This is a genomic window from Sphingomonas sp. 179-A 2A2 NHS, assembly GCF_045371305.1.
Classification (GTDB): domain Bacteria; phylum Pseudomonadota; class Alphaproteobacteria; order Sphingomonadales; family Sphingomonadaceae; genus Sphingomonas.
On sequence record NZ_JBIQDE010000002.1, the window covers coordinates 61,473 to 83,153 of the forward strand.

A 21,681-nucleotide genomic window follows, 5' to 3' on the forward strand; every position below is an offset into this window, starting at 1 on the left:
TCCGAAAACTGATCGCTTCTTCTCGCGATGCGGCCGCAGAGGGTCAAGTAACTTTTGTTATGGTGGCAGGCGGCGTGCCGCGGCCCTCGACTTCCATTGCGGCCAAGGCCTATGCGGGATGGGAAAGAGAGGTAACGGATGAAACTTGCGAGCCTGAAACATGGTCGTGACGGCAAGCTCGTCGTGGTGTCGACCGATCTCGCCTGGTATGCCGATGCATCGCACATCGCGCCAACGCTGCAGGCGGCGCTGGACGACTGGGATCGGCTGCTGCCGGACCTGCAGAACCTCGCCACCGACCTCGATCATGAGGTGATCCCGCGGGAGCGCTTCCACGAGCGCGAGGCGGCCTCACCGCTCCCGCGGGCATATCATTGGGCGGATGGCTCGGCCTATGTGAATCATGTCGCGCTCGTGCGGCAGGCGCGCGGCGCAGAGATGCCGGAGACGTTCTGGCACGATCCGCTGATGTATCAGGGCGGCTCGGATGGTTTCCTGGCCCCGCGCGATCCGATCCCGCTCGCCGACGAGAGCTGGGGCTGCGACCTGGAAGCGGAAGTGGTGGTGGTCACCGGTGACGTCCCGATGGGCGCGACCCGAGAGGAGGCACTGGCGGCCGTCCGGCTCGTCGGCCTCACCAACGACGTTTCGCTGCGTAATCTGATCCCGGGGGAACTCGCCAAGGGCTTCGGCTTCTTCCAATCGAAGCCGGCATCCGCCTTTTCACCAGTGTTCGTGACGCCTGACGCGCTGGGCGACTGGTGGCGGGACGGCAAGCTGCACCGCAAGCTGATGGTGGACCTGAACGGCCAGCCGTTTGGCCGCGCCGAGGCGGGCGAGGACATGACGTTCGACTTCGGTACGCTGATCGCGCACGCCGCGAGAACACGTGCTCTTGGCGCGGGGACGATCGTCGGCTCCGGTACGGTGTCCAACCGTGATGCTGACGGGGGCCCGGGCAAGCCGATCGCCGAGGGCGGGGTCGGCTATTCCTGCATTGCCGAGGTGCGCACGATCGAGACGATCGCGGGGGGCAAGCCGATGACGCCGTTCCTGAGGAAGGGCGACACCGTCCGCATCTGGGCCGAGGATGATCGGCATCATCCTATCTTCGGCGTAATCGAGCAGGTTGTTGGAGGCTGATGCGACGCCAGCCGCCGGGCGGCCGGCGGCTGGAAGGCTTCTTAGCCGCGGGGCAGCTCGTGGCGGCTGGGCTCCCCCGCCGCGTCCGTGATCCCCAGCATGCGGGCGCTCGCGACGGGGCGGTTCGGATCACCCTGATGTGCATCCATGTCGAGCGTCACCGCGCGGCGGCCGGTGCGACGCGGTGTGACACGCGCGACGAGCGGTAGCGTGGCGAGCGCAGGCGCCAGGAAGCGGATCTCGATATCGAGCGGGCGGAAGGCAGGATCGATCGCTGACACGCCGGCATGTTCAAGCAATGCCGCGATCACGCCGCCGTGGTAAGCGGGCAGTGGCGCGCCGACATGCTCCACGCACGGCTGCATCGTCAGCCCGTCAGTTGAAGCGATCGCGCTGAGGTAAGCGGCGAAGTCTGGCGCGGGCGAGGGCGGCAGCACCTCGTGGCGTTCATCCATCCGCCCCGGCGTGCCGCCAGGCATCGAACCAATCAGATATCGTGCCATCGCGGCTCCGACGGGTTGGCCATTCGACGTCAGGCGAGCGCGTGACAGCGCCAGGTCGCCCTCGCGCGTCACGTCGTCGATGACGCAGTCGAGCGGGCCGGCGGGCAGCGGGCCGAACCAGTCGACACGCAGGTCCAGCGTCATCATCGGCGTTGGCCGCGGCAGGATGGTGAACACGCCGCCGGCAGTCGCCTGGTCTGCAAGCACCAGCGCTGCGCCGCGTGATATGCGTCCGTCCGCGTCGCAGACGGCCGGCAGCGCCCCGTCAAGCGAGGTAGACACTGGTTCGCCAACGGTCGCGCATTGGCGCATGCCGAGTGCTGCGCAGGCCGGGATGGTGCTGATATGCTCGTTGGGTCGGCTGCCCGGAAAGCCCGGGTACAGCCGCTCAGGATCGCTGCGGCTCACTTCGTGCGGTACCGGATCGGCAGGCGCTTCAAGCCGCTGACGAAGCTGGCGCGGGTCCATGCTGGTTCGCCGGCGAGCTCGAAATCATCGAAGCGGGCGAGCAATTCCTCGAACAGGATACGCATCTCCATCTTGGCCAGATGCTGGCCCAGACACAGATGCGGGCCATAGCCGAAGGCGAGATGCTGGCGCACATTCTCGCGATCGACGCGGAATGCGAAAGGATCTTCGAACACCGCAGCGTCGCGATTAGCGGACGGATAGGCCATGACAAGCCCGTCGCCGGCCTTGACCTGCATGCCGCCAACTTCCGCATCCGCGGCGGCAGTGCGGAAGAAATGCTTCACCGGGCTGGACCAGCGGATCATCTCGTCGACTGCGTTGGGCAGCAGATCGGGGTCGTCGCGCAGCTTCTGAAGCTCGCCGGGATTGCGGATCAGTTCGAGCAAGCCGGCGGAGGAGGAGGAACTGGTAGTGTCGTGGCCCGCGGCGGCGATGATGAGGTAATAGCTCATCGCCTCCATGTTGCCCATCGGCGAACCGTCGGTCAGGGTGGCATTGGCGATGATGGTCGACACGTCGTCGCGCGGGTTGGCCTTGCGGTCGGCAGTGATGCGATCACACCAGGCGTTGAATTCGGCGATGGTAGCAAAGAGGCCACCCATCTCTTCAGGCCGCATGTGATCGAAGTCCTGGGCGCCGAATACTTCTTGGGTGATCTTCATCAGGAACTTCTCGTCCTCACGCGGCACGCCGAGGGTCAGCATGATGACGCGCAGCGGGAACCAGATCGCGACCTCGGTCGCAAAATCGCATTCGCCGCCGAGCGAGACCATCTGCTCGACGCTTTCTTTCGCCAGCAAGCGGATGTCCTCTTCCAGCTGCCGCATGTGTTTGGCCGAGAAGTAACCCTGGGTCATCGCGCGGAAGTGGCGGTGATCGGGGTTGTCCATGCTGACGAGATTGCGGGTCAGTTTGCCGTCGCCGCCGGTAATCGCCTTGACGCGTTCCTCGTCGGCGATGGTCGTCAGCGTCAGGCGCGGGTCGTTGAGAAACGTGTCGGTATCGAGTTCGACCCGCTTGATGTCCGCGTGGCGCGCCACGGTCCAGAACGGGCGATAGCCTTCTGGCTCGCACCAATAAACCGGCGCTTCCTCACGCAGGTATTTGAAGATCGCGTGGTACCGCTCCTCATGCGCGTAGCTGTCGGGATCGACGATCGCGGCATCGAGAGCGGCCTTGTCAGCAGGCGAGGGAACGTTGGGGGTGAGGCCGATGTCCGGTTCGGCAATGGCGGCGGCTGTGGCCATGGTATCTCTCTCCATCATGCCGGTCGCACCGCCGGCTCGCCGCGACGTAAGCCGATCGCTTTATCAAGATCAATGGAAGTCGTGGCTGCGGATCGGAATCACGTCCTCCGGCCTGTCGCGATAATGATAATCCGTACGGTTGCGCGGCTTCCACCCGGCGTCGCCGCGATCGGGGGCGCCGGGGTGGGTCGCGCCGTCGCCGCGCGCGACGAGGGAGGGGAGGTCGATCTCGCCCACCTCGCGCAGCATCCAGGTGAGATCGGTGATCAGATCCGCGACGACATGGATCACGATGCCCTCTTTCTGCACGCGCCCGCGGATGCTCACCATCGCGGAGGACATGACGGTGCGGCGCTGCGCCTCGAACCGGTCAGGCCACAGGATGCCGTTGGCGACACCCGTTTCGTCCTCGATGGTGATGAACAGCACGCCCTTGGCGCTGCCCGGTCGCTGGCGGACGAGGATGATGCCGGCGATGTCGACCAGCGCATCTTCCTTGATCGTCTTCAGGTCCTCGCAGCGGACGCAGCGCCGTTCACGCAAGCGATCGCGCAGGAAGGTGAGCGGGTGCTGGCGCAGCGTGAGTTGCGTGGCGCGATAATCCTCCACCACCTCGCGCCCCGCGGTGAGCGCCCGCAGGTGGACAGGATCCTCCTTCGTCTCGATCGCGGCGAGTAGCGGGAGCGGCGTATCGCCAAGGCCGCGGATCGCCCACAACGCCTGCCGCCGATCGAGCCCCATGCCGGCAAAGGCATTGGCCTTGGCCAGCTTCTCCAGCGCGGCGAGCGGTACGCCAGAGCGGCGCCATACATCCTCCACGGAGGTGAAGGGGCGGACGGCGCGAGCGGTGAGGATCTTGCCTGCATCGGCGGCGGAAAGCCCGTGGACGATGCGCAGGCCGAGGCGGAGCGGCTTTCGCGCCCTCCGATCCTCCAGCAGCGTCGTGTCCCATTCGCTGGCCATGATGCATACCGGCCGGATCTCGACACCATGCGCCCGGGCGTCGCGGACGATCTGCGCCGGGGCGTAGAAACCCATCGGCTGGGCGTTGAGCAATGCCGCGCAGAACACGTCGGGATGATGGCATTTCATCCATGACGAGGCGTAGGCGATCTTGGCGAAACTGGCCGCGTGGCTTTCGGGAAAGCCGTAGCTGCCGAACCCCTCAATCTGCTTCACCAGCCGTTCGGCGAAAGCCTGCGAGATGCCGTTGGCGCGCATCCCCGCGATCAGCTTCTCGCGGAACTCGCCCACCCCGCCGGTCATCTTGAACGTCGCCATCGCGCGGCGCAGCAAGTCGGCCTCGCCTGGGGTGAAGCCGGCGCCGATGATCGCGACCTGCATCGCCTGTTCCTGGAACAAGGGCACGCCAAGTGTCTTCTGCAGCACCGCTTTCAAGGCCTCATTGGGGTATTCGACCAGTTCCTTGCCTTCACGGCGCTTCAGATACGGATGCACCATGTCGCCCTGGATGGGGCCGGGACGAACGATCGCGACCTGGATGGCGATGTCGTAGAAATTTTTCGGCTTCATGCGCGGCAGCATGCTCATCTGCGCGCGGCTCTCGATCTGGAACACGCCGAGCGTATCGGCCTGGCGGATCATCTCGAACGTCGGTTCATCGTCGTCCTGCAAGGGATCGCTGGCCATCGTCATCGCGATGCCCTTTTGCTGGCCGAGCAGATCAAACGCGCGGCGCATGCACCCGAGCATGCCGAGGCCAAGGATATCGACCTTCATGAAGCCGAGATGCTCGATATCCTCCTTTTCCCATTCGATGACGTGGCGATCGACCATCGCGGCGGGCTCGATCGGTACGAGATCATGCAGCGGATCGCGCGTCAGGACGAAACCGCCGGGGTGCTGCGACAAATGGCGCGGGGTGCCGATCAGTTCCCGGGCTAGCTCCAGCGCGAGCGCGAGGCGCGGTTCGCCGGCGTCGAGGTTGAGTGCCTGTACGTGACTGTCGGGCACGCCGTCGTTCGACCAGCCCCACACCTGGCCGGCCAGCGCGGAGGTCATGTCCTCTGGCAGGCCGAGCACCTTGCCGACTTCGCGGATCGCGCCGCGGGTACGGAAGCGGCTGACCACGGCGGTCAGTGCGGCATGGTCACGGCCGTAGGTTTCGTAGATCCACTGGATCACTTCCTCGCGCCGTTCATGCTCGAAATCGATGTCGATGTCGGGCGGCTCGCGGCGTTCCTCCGAGACGAAGCGCTCGAAGAGGAGCTGGTGCTTGATCGGGTCGATCGAGGTGATGCCAAGGACGAAGCAGATGACCGAATTGGCCGCCGATCCCCGGCCCTGGCACAGGATCTCGATCGAGCGGGCGTAGCTGACGATCGAGTTTACGGTGAGGAAATACGGCGCGTAGCCCATCTTCGCGACGAGCAAGAGTTCGTGTTCGAGTTGCCGGGTATAAGCGTCGGGTGGTTGGCCATCGAAGCGGGCGGCGAGCGCGTTGCGCGACAGGCGTTCCAGCGCTTCCTGCGCGCTGCGGCCGGACATGATGATCTCGTCGGGATATTGATAGTCGAGGTCGCGCAGCGAGAAGGTGCAGCGTTCGACGATCGCCTCGACCGCGGCGAGCGCATGGGGGTGGGCAGCGAAGCGGCGCGCCATTTCCTCGGGTGGCTGGAGATGGCGATCGGCATGGCGTTCGCGGCGAAAGCCAAGTTCGTCGATGGTGCATTTCTCGCGGATCGCGGTGACGACATCCTGCAGCATCCGTCGGTCGGGATGGTGGTAAAGCACGTCGCCGGTGGCGAGCGGGGTGAGGCCGTAAGCGGTGGCGGCGGCGATCGTCTCGGCGAAGCGCCGCCACTCGCCCGGGCGGCGCCAGGGGGTGAGGCAGACATGGCCGCGCTTGCCGAAGATGTCGGCGGTGGCGGCGAGCGCATTGGGCGGCGCGCCGCTGCGCCCCGGCACCAGCGCCGAAACGAGGCCATCGGCGTAAGCGGAGACATCCTCCCAATGGAGGAAGCATTGCCCCTTTTCACCGCGTTGTGCGTCCGCACGCGACTTGCCGAGCGTGAGCAGACGGGTGAGCCGGCTCCAGGCGGCGCGATCCTCCGGCCAGACGAGCAGGGATTCGCCAGTGACAAGATCGAGCCGGCAGCCGGGGATGGAGCGGATCTCCAGCCCCTGATCCTTGCGTACCTGTTCGGTAGCGTAGAGCGCGCGGACCACGCCGGCGACCGAGTTGCGATCGGTGATGCCGAGCGCTGGCATCCCCATCAGCGCGGCGGTGGCGAACAGTTGCTCGCACGAGGATGCGCCGCGCAGGAAGGAGAAGTGCGTGGTGACCTGAAGCTCGCTGTAGGTCATGCGGCACCATGCGGATCACGCGAATGTGCCATGGATGTACCAGCTGAGATCGCCCGTTTCCGCGCGCACGCCATCGCCGCGGCGGAACAGCCAGTAGCGGTGGCCATGTTCGTCCTCGACGCGGAAATAATCGCGCACCCCGTCGCGCTCACCGGCGCGGCGCCACCATTCGCCGGTGATCCGTTCGGGGCCGTCGGAATGGGTGACTCGGTGCGGGCGGCCACGCCACGTGAAGCGGCGGGGCGCATGATCGGGCATTTCGGCGATGACGTGGTCTATCCGCTCGGGCCGGCGCAGTAGCCGCGGGGGGCGCGGCCAGCGCGGGTGCCAGGCATGATCCGGCGTGCGGGCGTCGAGCTGACGCACGTCGTCGCGCTTCAGCCGGGTGGCAGCAGTGGCGGGGGGATCGAGCGGCGGCAGCGGGGCGACCGAGCGTTCGGGAACATCGCTTTCGATCGGCTGGTGCCGCCACAGACGCGTCGGGCCGATGCGATTGGCGAGCGTATCGACCAGCGGGGCGAGATCGGGCGCCTGCTGTTCCGCGAGGGCCGCGCCCAGCGTTTCGGGGGCAAGCGGATCGGCGCGGACGAGGTGAAGCGTCAGCGCGTCAAGGCCGTAGCCGACGTCGATTTCCTCGATGCGGCGGGCAATGAGGCGCAAGAGGTGCGATGGTTCGCGGCTGGCACGGGCAAGGCCGATGCGGATCACCTGATCGGTCGAATCGACACGCGCGGCGACGAAGGCGAGCGCGCGGGCACCGACCCCAGCCTTCGCCAGCGCGTCTGCCAGATCATCGACGAGGCCGGACAACCAATGGCCGATCGCATCGGCGGTGGCGATCGGCTCGGCGAAGCGGCGGGTGATGGCGATCGGCTGCACCGGGATGATCGGATCGAGCGGTTCGGGCACGGCGCCGGTCGCCTGGTCGAGCCGCTGCGCAATTGCCTTGCCGAAGCGGCGGACGAGTGGGGCGCGTGGCATCGCCATGAGTTCGCCGATCGTGTCGACACCGAGCCGGGCGAGCAGCTCGCGCGCGGCATCCTCAAGGCGCAGCGCCGCGACCGACAGCGGGGCGAGCGCGGCGACGTGCGCGCCGGGCGGGATGATCGCAGCGGGCGCGGCCTGACGCGCGAAGGCCCAGGCGGCGCCGGCAGTGTCGGCGATCGCCAGCTGCGCCGTGATGCCGAGCCGGGCGAGCAGGCGCAGCAGGCGGCGCGCCATCGCTTCCTCGCCGCCGTGAAGGTGGGCGGTGCCGCTGATCTCGAGGAACAGGCCGTCTTCGCCGGACAGCGCAACCACCGGGCACCAGCGGCGGGCGAGCGCGGTGGCAAGGCGCTGCAGATCGGCGAGATCGCCGGTGGCATCCGCATCGCGCACGTCGATGTCGGGCACGGAGGCGCGTGCCTGGGTCAGCGCCATGCCGGGCGTGAGGCCGAGGGCGCGTGCTTCGGGCGAGGCGGCGGCGATTTCGATGCGGCTGCCTACCTTGTGCACGGTGATGAGGGGGGCGCAAACTTCTCGAACATTGCGCTTATGGGGTTGGTTGGCGGGATTTTGGAGATTGCTGGCGCGGGCGACGGTGTTGGCGAGGGTGCGGCCAGTGTCGAAAAAGGCGGCGACGCCCGGCACATGGGCACCGGCATCGTTGGAGCCGCACCGGGCGTGCTTGTCGGGATGTGGACCCTCGCCCGGGTAGCGGACCGACGGCATGGCATTCCACCGCGCGAGCGCGGCGGCGGCGCGGTCGTCAGCATTGGGATCGAGGCCCTCGAAACCGCGCCAGCGGGTATTGGGCACGTCCTCCGGATCGGGACGCCCGGGAAGGCTCGTCGGCACGGGGCGCGCGCCCTCGTCCGGCGGCATGGCGCGGAAGGGATGATCGGCGGCCTCGCTGCGGCGACCCATTTCGCGCATCGGCGGGCGCTGGTGCGCGGGCATGGCCTCCACCTGACGTGCGACATCGGCGCGCGTCGATTGCGACCAGCGCTTCTCAACAGGCGCAGCCGCATCACCGCGAGCCCAGCGGGCGCCGGGACGCCAGCCGGTGTTCTTGGGCGCGTCGCATTGCAGCACCTGTTCCTCGGCCACCGCCGCGGTGAGCGGCGCGAGATCGAGCGGGGTTCCCGGTTCAGGCCGCGGCGTTGGTGCGCGGCGACGCTCGGCCCGGCGCACGCGATCGATTGCCCAGTGCGGCAGGTAGAGCGAGACGACCCGTGTCATCGCAGGCCTCCAGTAAAGTATCGAAAGGTTCGCCGCCGCGTTGCCGCACCAGCGAGACGGACCAGCGCGGACGGCCCATGCTGCCGCAGCGCAGGGGAACGGAAGGAGCAGCGCCGATTCGCCAGCGGGTGAGCGCGGCAGAAGGCATGCCGAGCGGATCGGAATCCTCGCGCGCATGGCGGCGCATGAGGAGCGCGATCGTGCGGCCCCCCTCTGCCGCGAGTTGCAGCCGGCGGGTGGCGCCCATGCCGGCGCGCTTCACTTCGCCGATCACCGCACCAAGGCCGCGGTGACGCAGCCCTTCCTCCATCAGCGCGAGCAATTCGGCATCATCGCGTGCCTCGGCATAAAGGACGCGTTCGGGCGTCAGCCCTGCCTGATAGAGGCCGGGAGCGAACAGATCGCGGCGACGCACGACCCACAGGATCGGGCCCCAGGCACGCGCGGCGATCCCGGCCATGAACAAGGTGGCGGCGGCATCGTCCGACATTTCGGCAGAGCCGGCCGCGACCTCGTGCAGGGCATCCAGCCGCAGCCCGCCATCGGCCAGCCGCGAATCAACTTGCGCAATCCCGAACGGCAGGGTTTCACGCCGGCGATGACCGTCGCCTTCAATGGCGCGGAGCGTTTCGCGAAGCTCTGCAATGACGGCGGGAGAGGACACTGGCACGACTCGATCAAGACTGTTGTTCCCATTTTGTTCCAACAGTCATCAGAGTCAATCAGGCAAAACCGCGCCCTGATTTCCGCGCTGATCGTTTCAGCTGCAACCATCACTAGCGCGGCGCTTTGAAATTTTATAACAAGGGCTCCAAGGACCCGCTGGTGCGTTTTGCCGGCGGTTTTCAGACCGGAGAGATCATGGCGGACGCCGCCCGCAGCAATTTGCCCCCGCTCGCGCTGCATGTGCCCGAGCCCAAGTTTCGACCCGGCGACACGGTGGATTTCGCGGACGTCGATGTTCCCGCGGCAGGATCCGTGCGCCGGCCCGACACGGCCGAGGACCCACGCGCCTTCACCGACCTCGTTTACACGATGGTGCGGGTGCTGGACGAGAACAACCAGGCCGTCGGCCCATGGAATCCCAAGCTGTCACCCGACACGCTGCGGCGCATGCTGCGCCACATGGCAACGGTGCGCGCGTTCGACGAGCGCATGTTCCGCGCGCAGCGGCAGGGCAAGACCAGCTTCTACATGAAGTCGCTGGGCGAGGAGGCGGTCGCCGTGCCGCAGGCCTATGCGCTGGACGCCGACGACATGTGCTTTCCGTCGTATCGCCAGCAGGGCCTGCTGATCGCGCGCGGCTGCCCGCTGGTCGACATGATGAACCAGATCTATTCGAACACGGGCGACAAGCTGCAGGGAAAGCAGCTGCCGATCATGTATTCGGAAAAGCGCTTCAGCTTCTTCTCGATCTCCGGCAACCTGACGACGCAATATCCGCAGGCCGTGGGCTGGGCGATGGCGTCGGCATCGAAGGGTGACACGCGCATCGCCGCCACCTGGTGCGGCGAGGGATCGACCGCGGAAGGCGACTTCCACTCCGCGCTGACCTTCGCCACCGTCTACCGCGCGCCGGTGATCTTCAACGTCGTCAACAACCAATGGGCGATTTCAAGCTTTTCCGGCTTTGCCGGCGCGGAGGCGACGACCTTTGCCGCGCGCGCCGTGGGCTATGGCATCGCTGGCCTACGGGTCGACGGCAATGACGCGCTGGCGGTCTATGCCGCGACGCAATGGGCGGCGGAGCGCGCGCGGACCAACCAGGGCCCGACGTTGATCGAGCATTTCACCTATCGTGCCGAGGGGCACTCCACCTCCGACGATCCGTCGCAATATCGCAGCGCGGGCGAACCAACGGCATGGCCGCTGGGCGACCCGATCCGGCGGCTGAAGGACCACCTGATCGCCATCGGCGAATGGGACGAGGAACGCCACGCGGCGATGGACAAGGAAGTTGCCGACGCGGTGAAGGCCGCGCAGAAGGAAGCCGAGAAGAACGGCATCCTTGGCCATGGCCTGCACCAGCCGCTCGACACGTTGTTCGACGGCGTGTTCGAGGAGATGCCGTGGCATTTGCGCGAACAGCAGGCGCAGATGCTGGCCGAGGAAGAGGAAAGCGGGCGGCCATGGGCGCGCAAGTGAGCCTCTCCTCTGTCGTCACCCCGGGCTTGATCCGGGACCCCGCTTCTCTTCTCCCGCTTCAAAACAGCGGGACCCCGGCTCAGGGCCGGGGTGACGGTGACATGCTATGACCGACACGCAGATCGAAACTGCACAGGCTGAAGCGGCCGGAGCCGCGGATGGCACCGATGCCACCCAGCGCATGAACATGATCCAGGCGATCAATTCCGCCATGGACGTGATGATGGCGCGCGACCCGGACGTGGTGGTGATGGGCGAGGACGTCGGCTATTTCGGCGGCGTGTTCCGCGCGACCGCGGGCCTGCAGGCGAAATATGGCAAGACGCGCGTGTTCGACACGCCGATCACCGAAATCGGCATCATCGGCGTCGCGATCGGCATGGGTGCCTATGGCCTGAGGCCCGTGCCAGAGATCCAGTTCGCCGATTACATCTATCCCGCGCTCGACCAGCTCGTCAGCGAGGCGGCGCGGCTGCGTTATCGTTCGGGCGGGGAATTCACCGCGCCGATCACGGTGCGATCGCCGTTCGGCGGCGGCATCTTCGGCGGGCAGACGCACTCGCAGAGCCCGGAAGGCATCTTCACCCACGTATCGGGCCTGAAGACCGTGATCCCGTCGACGCCGTATGATGCCAAGGGCCTGCTGATCTCCGCGATCGAGGACAATGATCCGGTGATCTTCTTCGAGCCCAAACGCATCTACAACGGGCCGTTCAACGGCCATTGGGACCGGCCGGCGGCGAACTGGTCCAAGCATCCCGGCGGCGACGTGCCGAGCGGCTATTACAAGATCCCGATCGGCAAGGCCGCCGTCGTCCGCGAGGGCGAGGCGGTGACGATGCTGGCCTATGGCACGATGGTGCACGTCTGTGCGCAGGTGGTGGAGGATACCGGCGTCGATGCCGAGATCATCGACCTGCGCAGCCTGGTGCCGCTCGACATCGAGACGATCGAGGAGAGCGTGAAGAAGACCGGGCGCTGCCTGATCGTGCATGAGGCGACGCGCACCGGCGGGTTCGGTGCGGAGCTGTCGGCGCTGGTTCAGGAGCGCTGTTTCTACCATCTCGAGGCGCCGGTGGAGCGCGTGACGGGTTTCGACACGCCTTATCCGCACAGCCTGGAATGGGCATATTTCCCGGGCCCCGTGCGCATCGGCATGGCCCTCAAGAAGATTCTGAAGGACTGATCGGCACATGGCGCGTTTTACCTTCAAGCTGCCGGACATCGGCGAAGGCATTGCCGAGGCGGAGATCGTCGGCTGGCACGTCGCGGTGGGCGACCGCGTCGAGGAAGACCAGAATATCGCAGACATGATGACCGATAAGGCGACGGTCGAGATGGAATCGCCGGTGTCCGGCGTGGTGGTGGAGCTGGCCGGCGAGGTCGGCGACCAGATCGCGATCGGCGCGATGCTGGTGGTGATCGAGACCGATGCCGATGGCGCGGTGGAGCCGGAGGGCGAGACGGCGGCGGACGTCGAGCACAAGCTGGGCGGCGCGGACGAAGCCGAGGCGTTCGAGGCGGAGAACCCGGGGGTCGAGGAGGTGGTGGAAGCCGCTCCTGCCACGCCGGCTCCTGCTGCACCCGCTGCGGACGTGGCTCCGGCTGATGCCGCGGCATCGCCAACGGCTCCCGTCCTTGCTTCGCCCGCGGTGCGGGCGCGCGCGAAGGATCTGGGCGTCGACCTGTCCGAGGTGAAGGTGTCGGAAGGCGATCGCATCCGCCACGCCGATCTGGACGCGTACCTGCGCTACGCGGGCGGGCAGGGCTATCACCCGCCGCATGCCAGCCGTGCGCGCGCGGACGAGCAGGTCAAGGTGATCGGGATGCGTCGTCGCATTGCCGAGAACATGGCCGCGTCGAAGCGCAACATCCCGCACTTCACTTATGTCGACGAGATCGACGTGACGGCGCTGGAGGATATGCGTGCCGACCTGAACGACAATCGCGGGCAGCGGCCGAAGCTGACCATGCTGCCGTTCCTGATCGTCGCGATCTGCCGCACGTTGCCGGACTTCCCGATGCTGAACGCGCGCTATGACGACGAGGCGGGCGTGGTGACGCGGTCGGGCCGGGTGCATCTCGGCATGGCGGCGCAGACCGATGCGGGCCTTACCGTGCCGGTGATCCGCGATGCGCAGGACAAGAACGTCTGGCAGCTCGCCGCCGAGATCGGGCGCTTGGCGGAAGCGGCGCGCACGCAGAAGCTGAAGCCCGAGGAGCTGGGCGGCGGGACAATTACCGTTACCTCGCTCGGCCCGCTGGGCGGTATCGCGACGACGCCGGTGATCAACCGGCCGGAAGTGGCGATCATCGGGCCGAACAAGATCGTCGAGCGGCCGGTGTTCCGAGGGGATGATATTGTGCGCGCGAAGCTGATGAACCTGTCGATCAGTTGCGACCACCGTGTGGTCGATGGCTGGGATGCGGCAAGCTACGTCCAGGCGGTGAAGAAGCTGCTCGAGACGCCCGTGCTGCTGTTTGCGGACTGAGGGGGGCGATGCTTCCCGCTATCGTCCTGTCCGTCACGATCGCGCGGCCATGGCGAGAGGTTTACGAGGCGTTCTGGCGCCCGACGGCCTTCCCGCGCTGGGCCTCAGGGCTCAGCGAGTTCGCGCTGCGCGAGGATGGCGACTCGTGGGTCGGCGAGGGCGCGGACGGTGGAATCCGCGTCTTCTTTACGCCGCACAACGAGTTTGGCGTGATGGATCATCGCGTCGAGCCGGACGGCGGGGAGCCGGTGAACGTGCCGCTGCGCGTGATCGCCAATGGCGAAGGCGCGGAGGTTCAGCTGACGCTGTTCCGCCAGCCCGGCATGGATGACGAGGCGTTTGCGCGCGACCGCCGCTGGATCCGCAAGGACCTGGCGACGCTGAAGGCGCTGGCCGAGCGCGGCTGACGATTCGCCGCGCCGGCCGGACGCAAGTCGCTAGACGCGGCGGCCGGTAAAGAGCTGCACGAGGCCGACGATCAGTGCGATCACCAGGAGAATGTGGATCAGGCCGCCGGCGACATGCAGGCTAAAGCCGAGGAGCCACAGGATCAACAGGATAACAACGATCGTCCAGAGCAAGGCGCGTTCCTTTCAAGCTTATGCCTTGTGAACGATGCCGTGGAGCGACCGTTCCGTGCTGGCCGGCAACATTGTGTAACACGTGCCCGGCCCCGTGGATGATGGATGCGGCCTGCCCGCCGGTGGGGGATTGCTCCGCAACCCATCCCGATCTATATTGGCTGTGCTTTCTCTTACATCGTCAGATGCGAGGGGTCGCGGGGCAAGGCTTCGCGGCGGCAACAACCTGTGTGTATGTGGAGCCCCGATGGCGGATATTGCCGCGCTGACCCAGATGATCGAGACCGAGGCGAAGGCGCTCGGCTTCGACCTCGTGCGTGTCGCGCTGTTCGGCAAGGGTGACGAGCGCACGCTGCAGGTGATGGCCGAGCGGCCCGATACGCGGCAGCTGACGATCGACGATTGCGCCGACCTGTCGCGCCGCATCTCCGACGTGCTCGACGTGCTGGAGGAAGAAGGGCGTGACCCGATCGAGGGCGCCTATCGCCTGGAAGTGTCGAGCCCCGGCATCGATCGCCCGCTGACGCGCCTGTCGGATTACACCGACTGGACCGGGCATGAGGCGAAGCTGACACTGGACGCGCCGCTCGACGGGCAGAAGCAGTTCCGCGGCGAGATTGCCGGCGTTGAGGGTGAGGACATCGCCATCCGCAATCGTACCGGCACGGTCGCCCACGTTCCCTTCGGTCGGATCATCGATGCGAAGCTGGTGCTGACCGACAAATTGATCGCTGCCACCGTCCCGCTCTCCGTCGAGGGCGCGGAAGAAGAAGAAATCGAAGCAGAGGAAACCGAGTAATGGCTACCGGCGTCACCGCGAACCGCGCGGAACTGATCGCGATCGCCAACAGCGTCGCCAGCGAGAAGATGATCGACAAGGCGATCGTCATCGAGGCGATGGAGGATGCGATCCAGCGTGCGGCACGTACCCGCTACGGCCAGGAAATGGATATCCGCGCGAAGCTGGACCCGAACAACGGCGACCTCAGGCTGTGGCGCGTCGTCGAGGTGGTCGAGCAGGTCGACGACATCTACAAGCAGGTTGACCTGAAGGGCGCGCAGAAGCTGCAGGCGGGCGCGAGCGTCGGCGACTTCCTGGTCGATCCGCTGCCGCCAATCGAATTCGGCCGCATCCAGGCACAGGCCGCCAAGCAGACCATCTTCCAGAAGGTGCGCGACGCCGAGCGCGAGCGCCAGTATGAGGAGTTCAAGGACCGCGCGGGTGAGATCATCACCGGGGTCGTCAAGCGCGTCGAGTTCGGGCACATTGTCGTCGACCTGGGCCGCGCCGAGGGCGTGATCCGCCGCGACCAGCAGATCCCGCGCGAAGTGGTGCGCGTGAACGATCGTATCCGGTCGCTGATCCTGAAGGTGGTGCGCGAAAACCGCGGGCCGCAGATCTTCCTCAGCCGCGCGCATCCCGACTTCATGAAGAAGCTGTTCGCGCAGGAAGTGCCCGAGATCTACGACGGCATCATCGAGATCAAGGCCGCCGCCCGCGACCCTGGGAGCCGCGCCAAGATCGGTGTCATCAGCCACGATTCCTCGATCGACCCGGTCGGCGCCTGCGTCGGCATGAAGGGCAGCCGCGTTCAGGCCGTCGTGCAGGAAATGCAGGGCGAGAAGATCGACATCATCCCCTGGTCGCCCGACATCGCGACCTTCGTCGTCAACGCGCTGCAGCCGGCAAACGTCAGCCGCGTGATCATCGACGAGGAAGAGGAGCGGATCGAAGTCGTCGTTCCCGATGACATGCTGAGCCTTGCCATCGGCCGCCGCGGCCAGAACGTTCGCCTCGCCAGCCAGCTGACCGGCAAGGCGATCGACATCATGACCGAGACCGATTCGAGCGAGAAGCGCCAGCAGGACTTCGTCGCCCGCACCGAGATGTTCCAGAACGAGCTCGACGTTGACGAGACGCTGGCGCAGCTGCTGGTCGCCGAAGGCTTCACCGAGATGGAAGAGGTCGCTTATGTCGAGCTCGACGAGCTCGCCGCGATCGAAGGCTTCGACGAGGATCTCGCGCAGGAGCTGCAGAGCCGCGCTGCCGAGGCGATCGAGCGTCGCGAGCAGGCGAACCGCGACGAGCGCCGTGCGCTGGGCGTCGAGGATGCGCTGGCCGAGCTGCCGTACCTGACCGAGGCGATGCTCGTCACGTTGGGCAAGGCGGGCATCAAGACGCTCGACGATCTCGCCGATCTGGCGACCGACGAGCTGATCGAGAAGAAGCGCGCCGAGCCGCGTCGCCGCAACGAGGATGCGCCGCGCCGGCCGGAGCACAAGGGCGGCGTGCTGGGCCAGTATGGCCTGACCGAGGAGCAGGGCAACGAGATCATCATGGCTGCCCGCGCCCATTGGTTCGAGGACGAGAATGAGGACGCTGGCGAGCCGGCGGCCGCAACGGAGGAATCGAACGCCTGATGCCGTTCGTATCGATCAGACTGTCGGGCTCCGCATCCAAGGAGCAGAAGGCGGGGATTGTGGCTGACGTCACGTCCTCGCTGGTCACGCGGCTGGGCAAGAACCCGGCCGCGGTGCAGATCGTGATCGAGGAAGTTTCGACCGAGAATTATGGTGCCGGCGGCGTGCTGATCGCCGACCGGGACGCGCCGAAGGTGCCAAGTGCCAAGGTGCCAAGTGCCAAGGTGCCAAGTGAGGGAGACGCACATGCGGAACCCTCACAATGATGCGCTAACGCCGCCCCGTATCAGTGTCTCGCGTTGCGACGCGCTTCCGAAGGAGGCGCGGCGATGAGCGAGCGTACCTGTATCCTGACCCGCGACTCGTCGTCGCCGGCGCATCTCATCCGGCTGGCGCTGGCGCCCGAAGGACGCGTGCTGCCTGACGTGCGCGCGAAGGCGCCGGGCCGCGGCGCCTGGATCGGCGTGACTGCGGCCGAGCTTGCCGAGGCGCAGGCCAAGGGCAAGCTGCGCGGCGCGCTTGCCCGTTCGTTCAAGACCGGCACCTTCACCGTACCGGACGATCTGCCGGCGCTGATCGCCATTGCACTCGAGCGAAATGCGCTCGACCGGCTGGGGCTGGAATCGCGCGCCGGCATGGTGCTGACGGGATCGGAGCGCATCGTCGAGGCGGCGCGCAAAGGGCGGGTATTCGCGCTTTATCATGCGTCGGACGCCAGCGAGGACGGCCGTCGCCGGCTTGCCCAAGCATGGCGCGTGGGATCCGATCGGGAGGGCAGCGATCTTGAGGGGTTGGTTCTTCCGGTCCCACGCCCCATATTGTCGATGGCGCTGGGCCGCGAGAACGTGGTACATATCGGCGTCATCGACCGCATGGCGGCCGGCAGATTGGGCGAAGCACTCGATCGCTGGCGGCGCTTTATCGGCCCCGACCCTGTAGAAGCCCGTCAAGGTGACACTTTGATGGGCGCTTTAGACTCCGCATCTTGCGCAACGGCCGCGCAAGGCGCATCGGCGCCCGGACTTTCCGGGCGCGTACCGGCCGTGACGACACACGAGGAATTTGAGTGAGCGACACCGACAACGAAAAGCCGAAACTTGGCATGCGCGCGCCCTTGGGCCTTCGGCGCACGGTCGAGACCGGCAAGGTGCAGCAAAGCTTCAGTCACGGCCGCAAGAATACGGTGATCGTGGAGACGAAGAAGGCGCGCCCGATGCGCCGGCCGGGCGACCCCGCCCCGGCCGAGCAGGTTGCGGCGCCTGAAGCTGCGCCCGCGCCGGTCCAGCAGGCGCCTGCCCCGGCGCCCGCACCCGCGCGCCCGCCGTCGAACGAGACGCCGCAGGAGCGCCAGGCCCGCCTGTTGCGCGAGGCCGAAGCGCAGCGGATGCGCGCGCTGGAAGAGCAGCGTCTGCGCGAGGAAGCCGAGCGCGCCCGCCAGGCCGAGGAGGAGCGCCGCCGTGCGGAAGAGCGCGCCGCTGCCGCTGCTGCCGCCGCTGCACCGGAACCCAAGGCCGAGCCCGCGCCCGAGCCGACGAAGGCTCCCGAGGCGGCTGCTACGCCGGCGCCTGCAGCGGAAGAGCCGAAGGCTGACGTGACGCCCGCGGCGGCGGAACCGTCTGACGCGCCGGCGGCAACGCCTGCACCGGCCGCGCCGGCGCATGAGCCGGAAGTCGTGCGTGCTGCCGCTACGCCAGCACCGCGCGCGCCCAAGGCTGCGCCGCCGGCACCGCCTGCGCCGCCGCCCGTGCTGGAACTGAGCCGGGATCCGTCGATGCCGGCGCCGCGCCGCTTCTCGCCGGTGCCGCGCCCGGAGATCCCTAAGCCGCAGCCCAAGCCCGAGCCGAAGTCCGAGCCTGCGCAGCCCACCGCGACCGCTTCGTCGTCGTCCTCGTCGTCCACCCCGCAGCAGCGCAACCTGCCGTCGGGGCAGGCGACGCCGCGCAACAATGCGGCGCCGGCGCGTCCGCAGCAGCGCGACCGCAAGGGCGACGAGCGTCGTGGCGGCAAGCTGACGGTTACCCGCGCGCTGAACGAGGATGGCGCACGCGCCCGCTCGCTCGCCGCGCTGAAGCGTGCGCGCGAAAAGGAAAAGCGTGGCTGGACCGGCCCGCGCGAACCGCAGGCCAAGCAGGTCCGCGACGTTCAGGTGCCGGAGGCGATCACCGTCCAGGAGCTGGCGAACCGCATGGCGGAACGCGGCGCTGACCTGGTGAAGGCGCTGTTCAAGATGGGTTCGCCCGTCACCATGACGCAGACGATCGACCAGGATACGGCCGAGCTGCTGGTCACCGAATTCGGCCACAATGTCGTGCGCGTCAGCGACAGCGACATCGATCTGGTGCTGGATACCGCGCCCGACGCCGAGGCCGATCTGAAGCCGCGTCCGCCGGTCGTGACGATCATGGGCCACGTTGACCATGGCAAGACCAGCCTGCTCGACGCGCTGCGCGGCACCGACGTGGTGCGCGGCGAGGCCGGTGGCATCACGCAGCATATCGGCGCCTATCAGGTGACGCTGAAGGACAAGTCGAAGATCACCTTCCTCGACACGCCGGGCCACGAGGCGTTCAGCGCCATGCGTGCGCGTGGTGCCGACGTCACCGATATCGTGGTGCTGGTGGTTGCCGCAGACGACGGGCTGATGCCGCAGACGATCGAGGCGATCAATCACACCAAGGCGGCCGGCAAGCCGATGATCGTGGCGATCAACAAGATCGACAAGCACGATGCCAATGCCCAGCGCGTGCGCGAGCGCCTGCTGGAGCATGACATCCAGGTCGAGGCGATGGGCGGCGAGACGCAGGACGTCGAGGTCTCCGCGCTGAAGAAGACCGGCCTCGACGAGCTGATCGAGAAGATCCAGCTGCAGGCCGAGCTGATGGACCTGAAGGCCAACCCCGACCGCGATGCCGAAGGCAGCGTGATCGAGGCGAAGCTGGACAAGGGCCGTGGCCCGGTTGCCACCGTGCTCGTCACCCGCGGCACGCTGAAGGTCGGCGACGTGTTCGTCGTCGGCGCGGAAAGCGGCAAGGTGCGTGCGATGGTCGACGACAAGGGTCGCCAGCTGAAGGAAGCGGGCCCGTCGACCCCGGTCGAGGTGCTTGGCATTTCGGGCACGCCGTCGGCTGGTGACCAGCTGCAGGTGGTCGAGAGCGAAGCGCGAGCACGCGAAGTGGCGGAATATCGCCAGGGCGTGCTGACGCAGAAGCGCACGACGGCGGCGCCGGCGAGCCTCGAGAGCATGTTCTCTGCGCTGGCAGCGAACAAGGCGATCGAATATCCGCTGGTGGTGAAGGCGGATACGCAAGGGACCGTCGAGGCGATCGTCGCTGCGATCAACAAGATCTCGACCGACGACATCCGCGCGCGCATCCTGCATTCGGGCGTCGGCGGCATCACCGAGAGCGACGTGAACGCGGCTGCGGCCTCGGGCGCGCCGATCATCGGCTTCCACGTCCGTGCCAATGCCAAGGCGCGCGAGATCGCCGAGCGGCACAAGGTGGCGCTGAAATATTACGACGTCATCTATGACCTGATCGACGAGATCCGCGCCGGTATGGCGGGCGAGCTTGGCCCCGAGGCGTTCGAGACGGTCGTTGGCCGCGCCGAAATCCGCGAGGTCTTCTCCGCCGGCAAGCACGGCAAGGCGGCCGGTCTGCTGGTGGTCGAGGGTGTCATCCGCAAGGCGCTCAAGGCCCGCATCACGCGCAACGACGTCATTATCTACAATGGCGAAATTGCTTCGCTGCGGCGCTTCAAGGACGACGTGCCCGAGGTTCGCGCTGGTCTGGAATGCGGTGTGACGTTCACGCAGAACTTCACCGACATCCGCCCGGGCGACTTCCTCGAAACGTTCGAGGTCGAGCTGCGCGAACGCACGCTGTAAGGACATGAACCCTCTCCCCCATGCGGGGAGAGGGGAGTCTCACGATGACCGATCAACCAGAAAAATCCGTCCGTACTCTGCGCGTTGGCGAGCAGGTGCGTCATATCCTGTCGGAGATCCTGCAGCGCGGCGACGTGCATGACGACGTGCTCACGACTCACCTGGTGAGCATCACCGAAGTGCGCATGTCCCCCGACCTGCGCCATGCGACGGTGTTCGTGAAGCCGCTGCTGGGCAAGGACGAGGAAGCGGTGCTGAAGGCGCTGCGTACCAACACCGCCTATCTGCAGCGCGAAGTCGCGCGGCGGGTGAAGATGAAATATGCCGCGCGCCTGAAGTTCCTGAGCGACGAGAGCTTCGACGAGGGCAGCCATATCGACCAGCTGCTACGATCGCCCACCGTGGCGCGCGACCTGGAGGCGGGCGAGGAGTAAGCCGCCGGCTGCCGATCAGCAGCCGAGCTTTGCCGCCAGGTCGATGAGGCTGTCGGCGGACCATTCCCAATCCTGCGCCAGCTTGGCATCGGGGGCGGGGCGGCCGCCATATTCCATCGGGCGTGACACGAAGGCGGTCTTCAGCCCGCAGGCGCGCGCGGCCGCGAGGTCGCTGTGGTGTGCGGCGACCAGGCACACCTCCTGCGGCAACAAGCCGAGGATCTCGGCAGTGCCGAGATAGGCGCGCGGATCGGGTTTGTAGGCGCGGGTGACCTCAGCCCCCATGATCGCGTCCCAGGGCAGGCGACCGCGACGCGCCATTTCGAGCATCAGCGCGATATTGCCGTTCGACAAGGTGACGATCGGGAAGCGGCCCTTGAGGCGCGTCAGCCCCTCAACCGAGTCGGGCCACGGCGTGAGGCGGCGCCAGGCGAAGGTCCAGTCCTGCAGCAATGCCTCGTCGAGCGTGGCGGGATCGACGCCCGCATCGTTCAGCGTTTCGTCCAGCATCTCGCGGTGAAGCACATCGAGGATGGTGAAGTCGCGGCCCGACTTCGCATAGGTCGCCATGCCGGTGAGATAGCGGCGGCGCCAATTGTCCGTGAAGGTGGCGGGATCGAGGTCGCTGCGGCCGATGCGCGCGAGGAAATCGGCGGATTCGGCGGTGATGCTGGTGCGCCAGTCGACCACCGTTCCGAACACGTCGAACGCGAGCACCTTCGGCAAATCGGAACCGGCCATTTCATCCCCTCGCAGATTGCACCGGCGCGTCGCGGCGCGCCCTTTTGCCGGGTGCTACGAGTGATGCCCC

At 66.9% G+C, this 21,681-nt stretch carries 18 protein-coding genes; 11 read left to right on the forward strand and 7 right to left on the reverse strand.

Going from position 1 to position 21,681, the window contains the following annotated elements:
* Nucleotides 1–138: 138 nt before the first annotated feature.
* On the forward strand, nucleotides 139–1,143 hold the full coding sequence (locus tag ACH0AE_RS03370) for a fumarylacetoacetate hydrolase family protein (RefSeq protein WP_294443561.1): 1,005 nt from the start codon (nucleotides 139–141) through the stop codon (nucleotides 1,141–1,143).
* 41 nt (nucleotides 1,144–1,184) lie between these two features.
* Here ACH0AE_RS03370 and ACH0AE_RS03375 read toward each other — a convergent pair whose 3' ends face one another.
* From ACH0AE_RS03375 to ACH0AE_RS03395, 5 genes are all read right to left on the reverse strand, one after another.
* Complete coding sequence (locus ACH0AE_RS03375; protein ID WP_294443562.1) at nucleotides 1,185–2,114, reverse strand: acyl-CoA thioesterase domain-containing protein; 930 nt, start codon at nucleotides 2,112–2,114, stop codon at nucleotides 1,185–1,187.
* Nucleotides 2,051–3,364, reverse strand: coding sequence for a cytochrome P450 (locus ACH0AE_RS03380; protein ID WP_294443563.1), 1,314 nt, complete (start codon nucleotides 3,362–3,364; stop codon nucleotides 2,051–2,053). The genes ACH0AE_RS03375 and ACH0AE_RS03380 overlap by 64 nt, the downstream gene beginning before the upstream one ends.
* A gap of 69 nt (nucleotides 3,365–3,433) precedes the next feature.
* Nucleotides 3,434–6,691 (reverse strand): error-prone DNA polymerase, encoded by a 3,258-nt coding sequence (locus ACH0AE_RS03385; RefSeq protein WP_294443564.1) that lies wholly within the window; start codon nucleotides 6,689–6,691, stop codon nucleotides 3,434–3,436.
* A 15-nt stretch (nucleotides 6,692–6,706) separates the two neighbouring features.
* A complete protein-coding gene (locus tag ACH0AE_RS03390) occupies nucleotides 6,707–8,911 on the reverse strand; it encodes a DUF6504 family protein (protein ID WP_294443565.1) in 2,205 nt (734 codons plus the stop codon).
* Complete coding sequence (locus ACH0AE_RS03395; RefSeq protein ID WP_294443566.1) at nucleotides 8,820–9,575, reverse strand: ImuA family protein; 756 nt, start codon at nucleotides 9,573–9,575, stop codon at nucleotides 8,820–8,822. Before ACH0AE_RS03395 ends, ACH0AE_RS03390 begins: the two co-directional genes overlap by 92 nt.
* Nucleotides 9,576–9,772: 197 nt before the next feature.
* Between ACH0AE_RS03395 and ACH0AE_RS03400 the strand changes: the two genes are divergently transcribed.
* From ACH0AE_RS03400 to ACH0AE_RS03415, 4 genes are all read left to right on the forward strand, one after another.
* Complete coding sequence (locus ACH0AE_RS03400) at nucleotides 9,773–11,056, forward strand: 3-methyl-2-oxobutanoate dehydrogenase (2-methylpropanoyl-transferring) subunit alpha (protein ID WP_294443576.1); 1,284 nt, start codon at nucleotides 9,773–9,775, stop codon at nucleotides 11,054–11,056.
* A gap of 181 nt (nucleotides 11,057–11,237) precedes the next feature.
* Entirely contained in the window at nucleotides 11,238–12,242 is a 1,005-nt protein-coding gene (locus ACH0AE_RS03405; RefSeq protein WP_294443577.1) for an alpha-ketoacid dehydrogenase subunit beta, read from the forward strand.
* A 7-nt stretch (nucleotides 12,243–12,249) separates the two neighbouring features.
* Nucleotides 12,250–13,548 (forward strand): dihydrolipoamide acetyltransferase family protein, encoded by a 1,299-nt coding sequence (locus ACH0AE_RS03410; RefSeq protein ID WP_294443567.1) that lies wholly within the window; start codon nucleotides 12,250–12,252, stop codon nucleotides 13,546–13,548.
* 8 nt (nucleotides 13,549–13,556) lie between these two features.
* Nucleotides 13,557–13,955, forward strand: a complete 399-nt coding sequence (locus tag ACH0AE_RS03415) for a polyketide cyclase (protein WP_294443568.1) — start codon at nucleotides 13,557–13,559, stop codon at nucleotides 13,953–13,955.
* A gap of 30 nt (nucleotides 13,956–13,985) precedes the next feature.
* On the opposite strand, the gene ACH0AE_RS03420 is transcribed toward ACH0AE_RS03415, so the two are convergent.
* A complete protein-coding gene (locus ACH0AE_RS03420) occupies nucleotides 13,986–14,129 on the reverse strand; it encodes a lmo0937 family membrane protein (RefSeq protein WP_294443569.1) in 144 nt (47 codons plus the stop codon).
* Nucleotides 14,130–14,376: 247 nt separating this feature from the next.
* On the opposite strand from ACH0AE_RS03420, the gene rimP reads away from it, so the two are divergent.
* From rimP to rbfA, 6 genes are all read left to right on the forward strand, one after another.
* Entirely contained in the window at nucleotides 14,377–14,928 is a 552-nt protein-coding gene (rimP, locus tag ACH0AE_RS03425; protein ID WP_294443570.1) for a ribosome maturation protein RimP, read from the forward strand.
* On the forward strand, nucleotides 14,928–16,550 hold the full coding sequence (gene nusA, locus ACH0AE_RS03430) for a transcription termination factor NusA (RefSeq protein ID WP_294443571.1): 1,623 nt from the start codon (nucleotides 14,928–14,930) through the stop codon (nucleotides 16,548–16,550). The genes rimP and nusA overlap by 1 nt, the downstream gene beginning before the upstream one ends.
* Nucleotides 16,550–16,816 (forward strand): 4-oxalocrotonate tautomerase family protein, encoded by a 267-nt coding sequence (locus ACH0AE_RS03435; protein WP_294443572.1) that lies wholly within the window; start codon nucleotides 16,550–16,552, stop codon nucleotides 16,814–16,816. Before nusA ends, ACH0AE_RS03435 begins: the two co-directional genes overlap by 1 nt.
* Nucleotides 16,817–16,879: 63 nt before the next feature.
* The gene (locus tag ACH0AE_RS03440) at nucleotides 16,880–17,620 is read left to right on the forward strand and encodes a DUF448 domain-containing protein (RefSeq protein ID WP_294443573.1); all 741 of its coding nucleotides are present in this window, start codon (nucleotides 16,880–16,882) and stop codon (nucleotides 17,618–17,620) included.
* Nucleotides 17,617–20,436 (forward strand): translation initiation factor IF-2, encoded by a 2,820-nt coding sequence (gene infB / locus ACH0AE_RS03445; RefSeq protein WP_406875445.1) that lies wholly within the window; start codon nucleotides 17,617–17,619, stop codon nucleotides 20,434–20,436. Before ACH0AE_RS03440 ends, infB begins: the two co-directional genes overlap by 4 nt.
* A 44-nt stretch (nucleotides 20,437–20,480) precedes the next feature.
* Nucleotides 20,481–20,870 carry a 30S ribosome-binding factor RbfA gene (gene rbfA / locus ACH0AE_RS03450; protein ID WP_294442627.1) on the forward strand — a complete coding sequence of 130 codons (390 nt, stop codon included), beginning with the start codon at nucleotides 20,481–20,483 and terminating at the stop codon, nucleotides 20,868–20,870.
* A gap of 15 nt (nucleotides 20,871–20,885) precedes the next feature.
* On the opposite strand, the gene ACH0AE_RS03455 is transcribed toward rbfA, so the two are convergent.
* Nucleotides 20,886–21,611, reverse strand: coding sequence for a haloacid dehalogenase type II (locus tag ACH0AE_RS03455; protein ID WP_406875446.1), 726 nt, complete (start codon nucleotides 21,609–21,611; stop codon nucleotides 20,886–20,888).
* Nucleotides 21,612–21,681 lie beyond the last annotated feature (70 nt).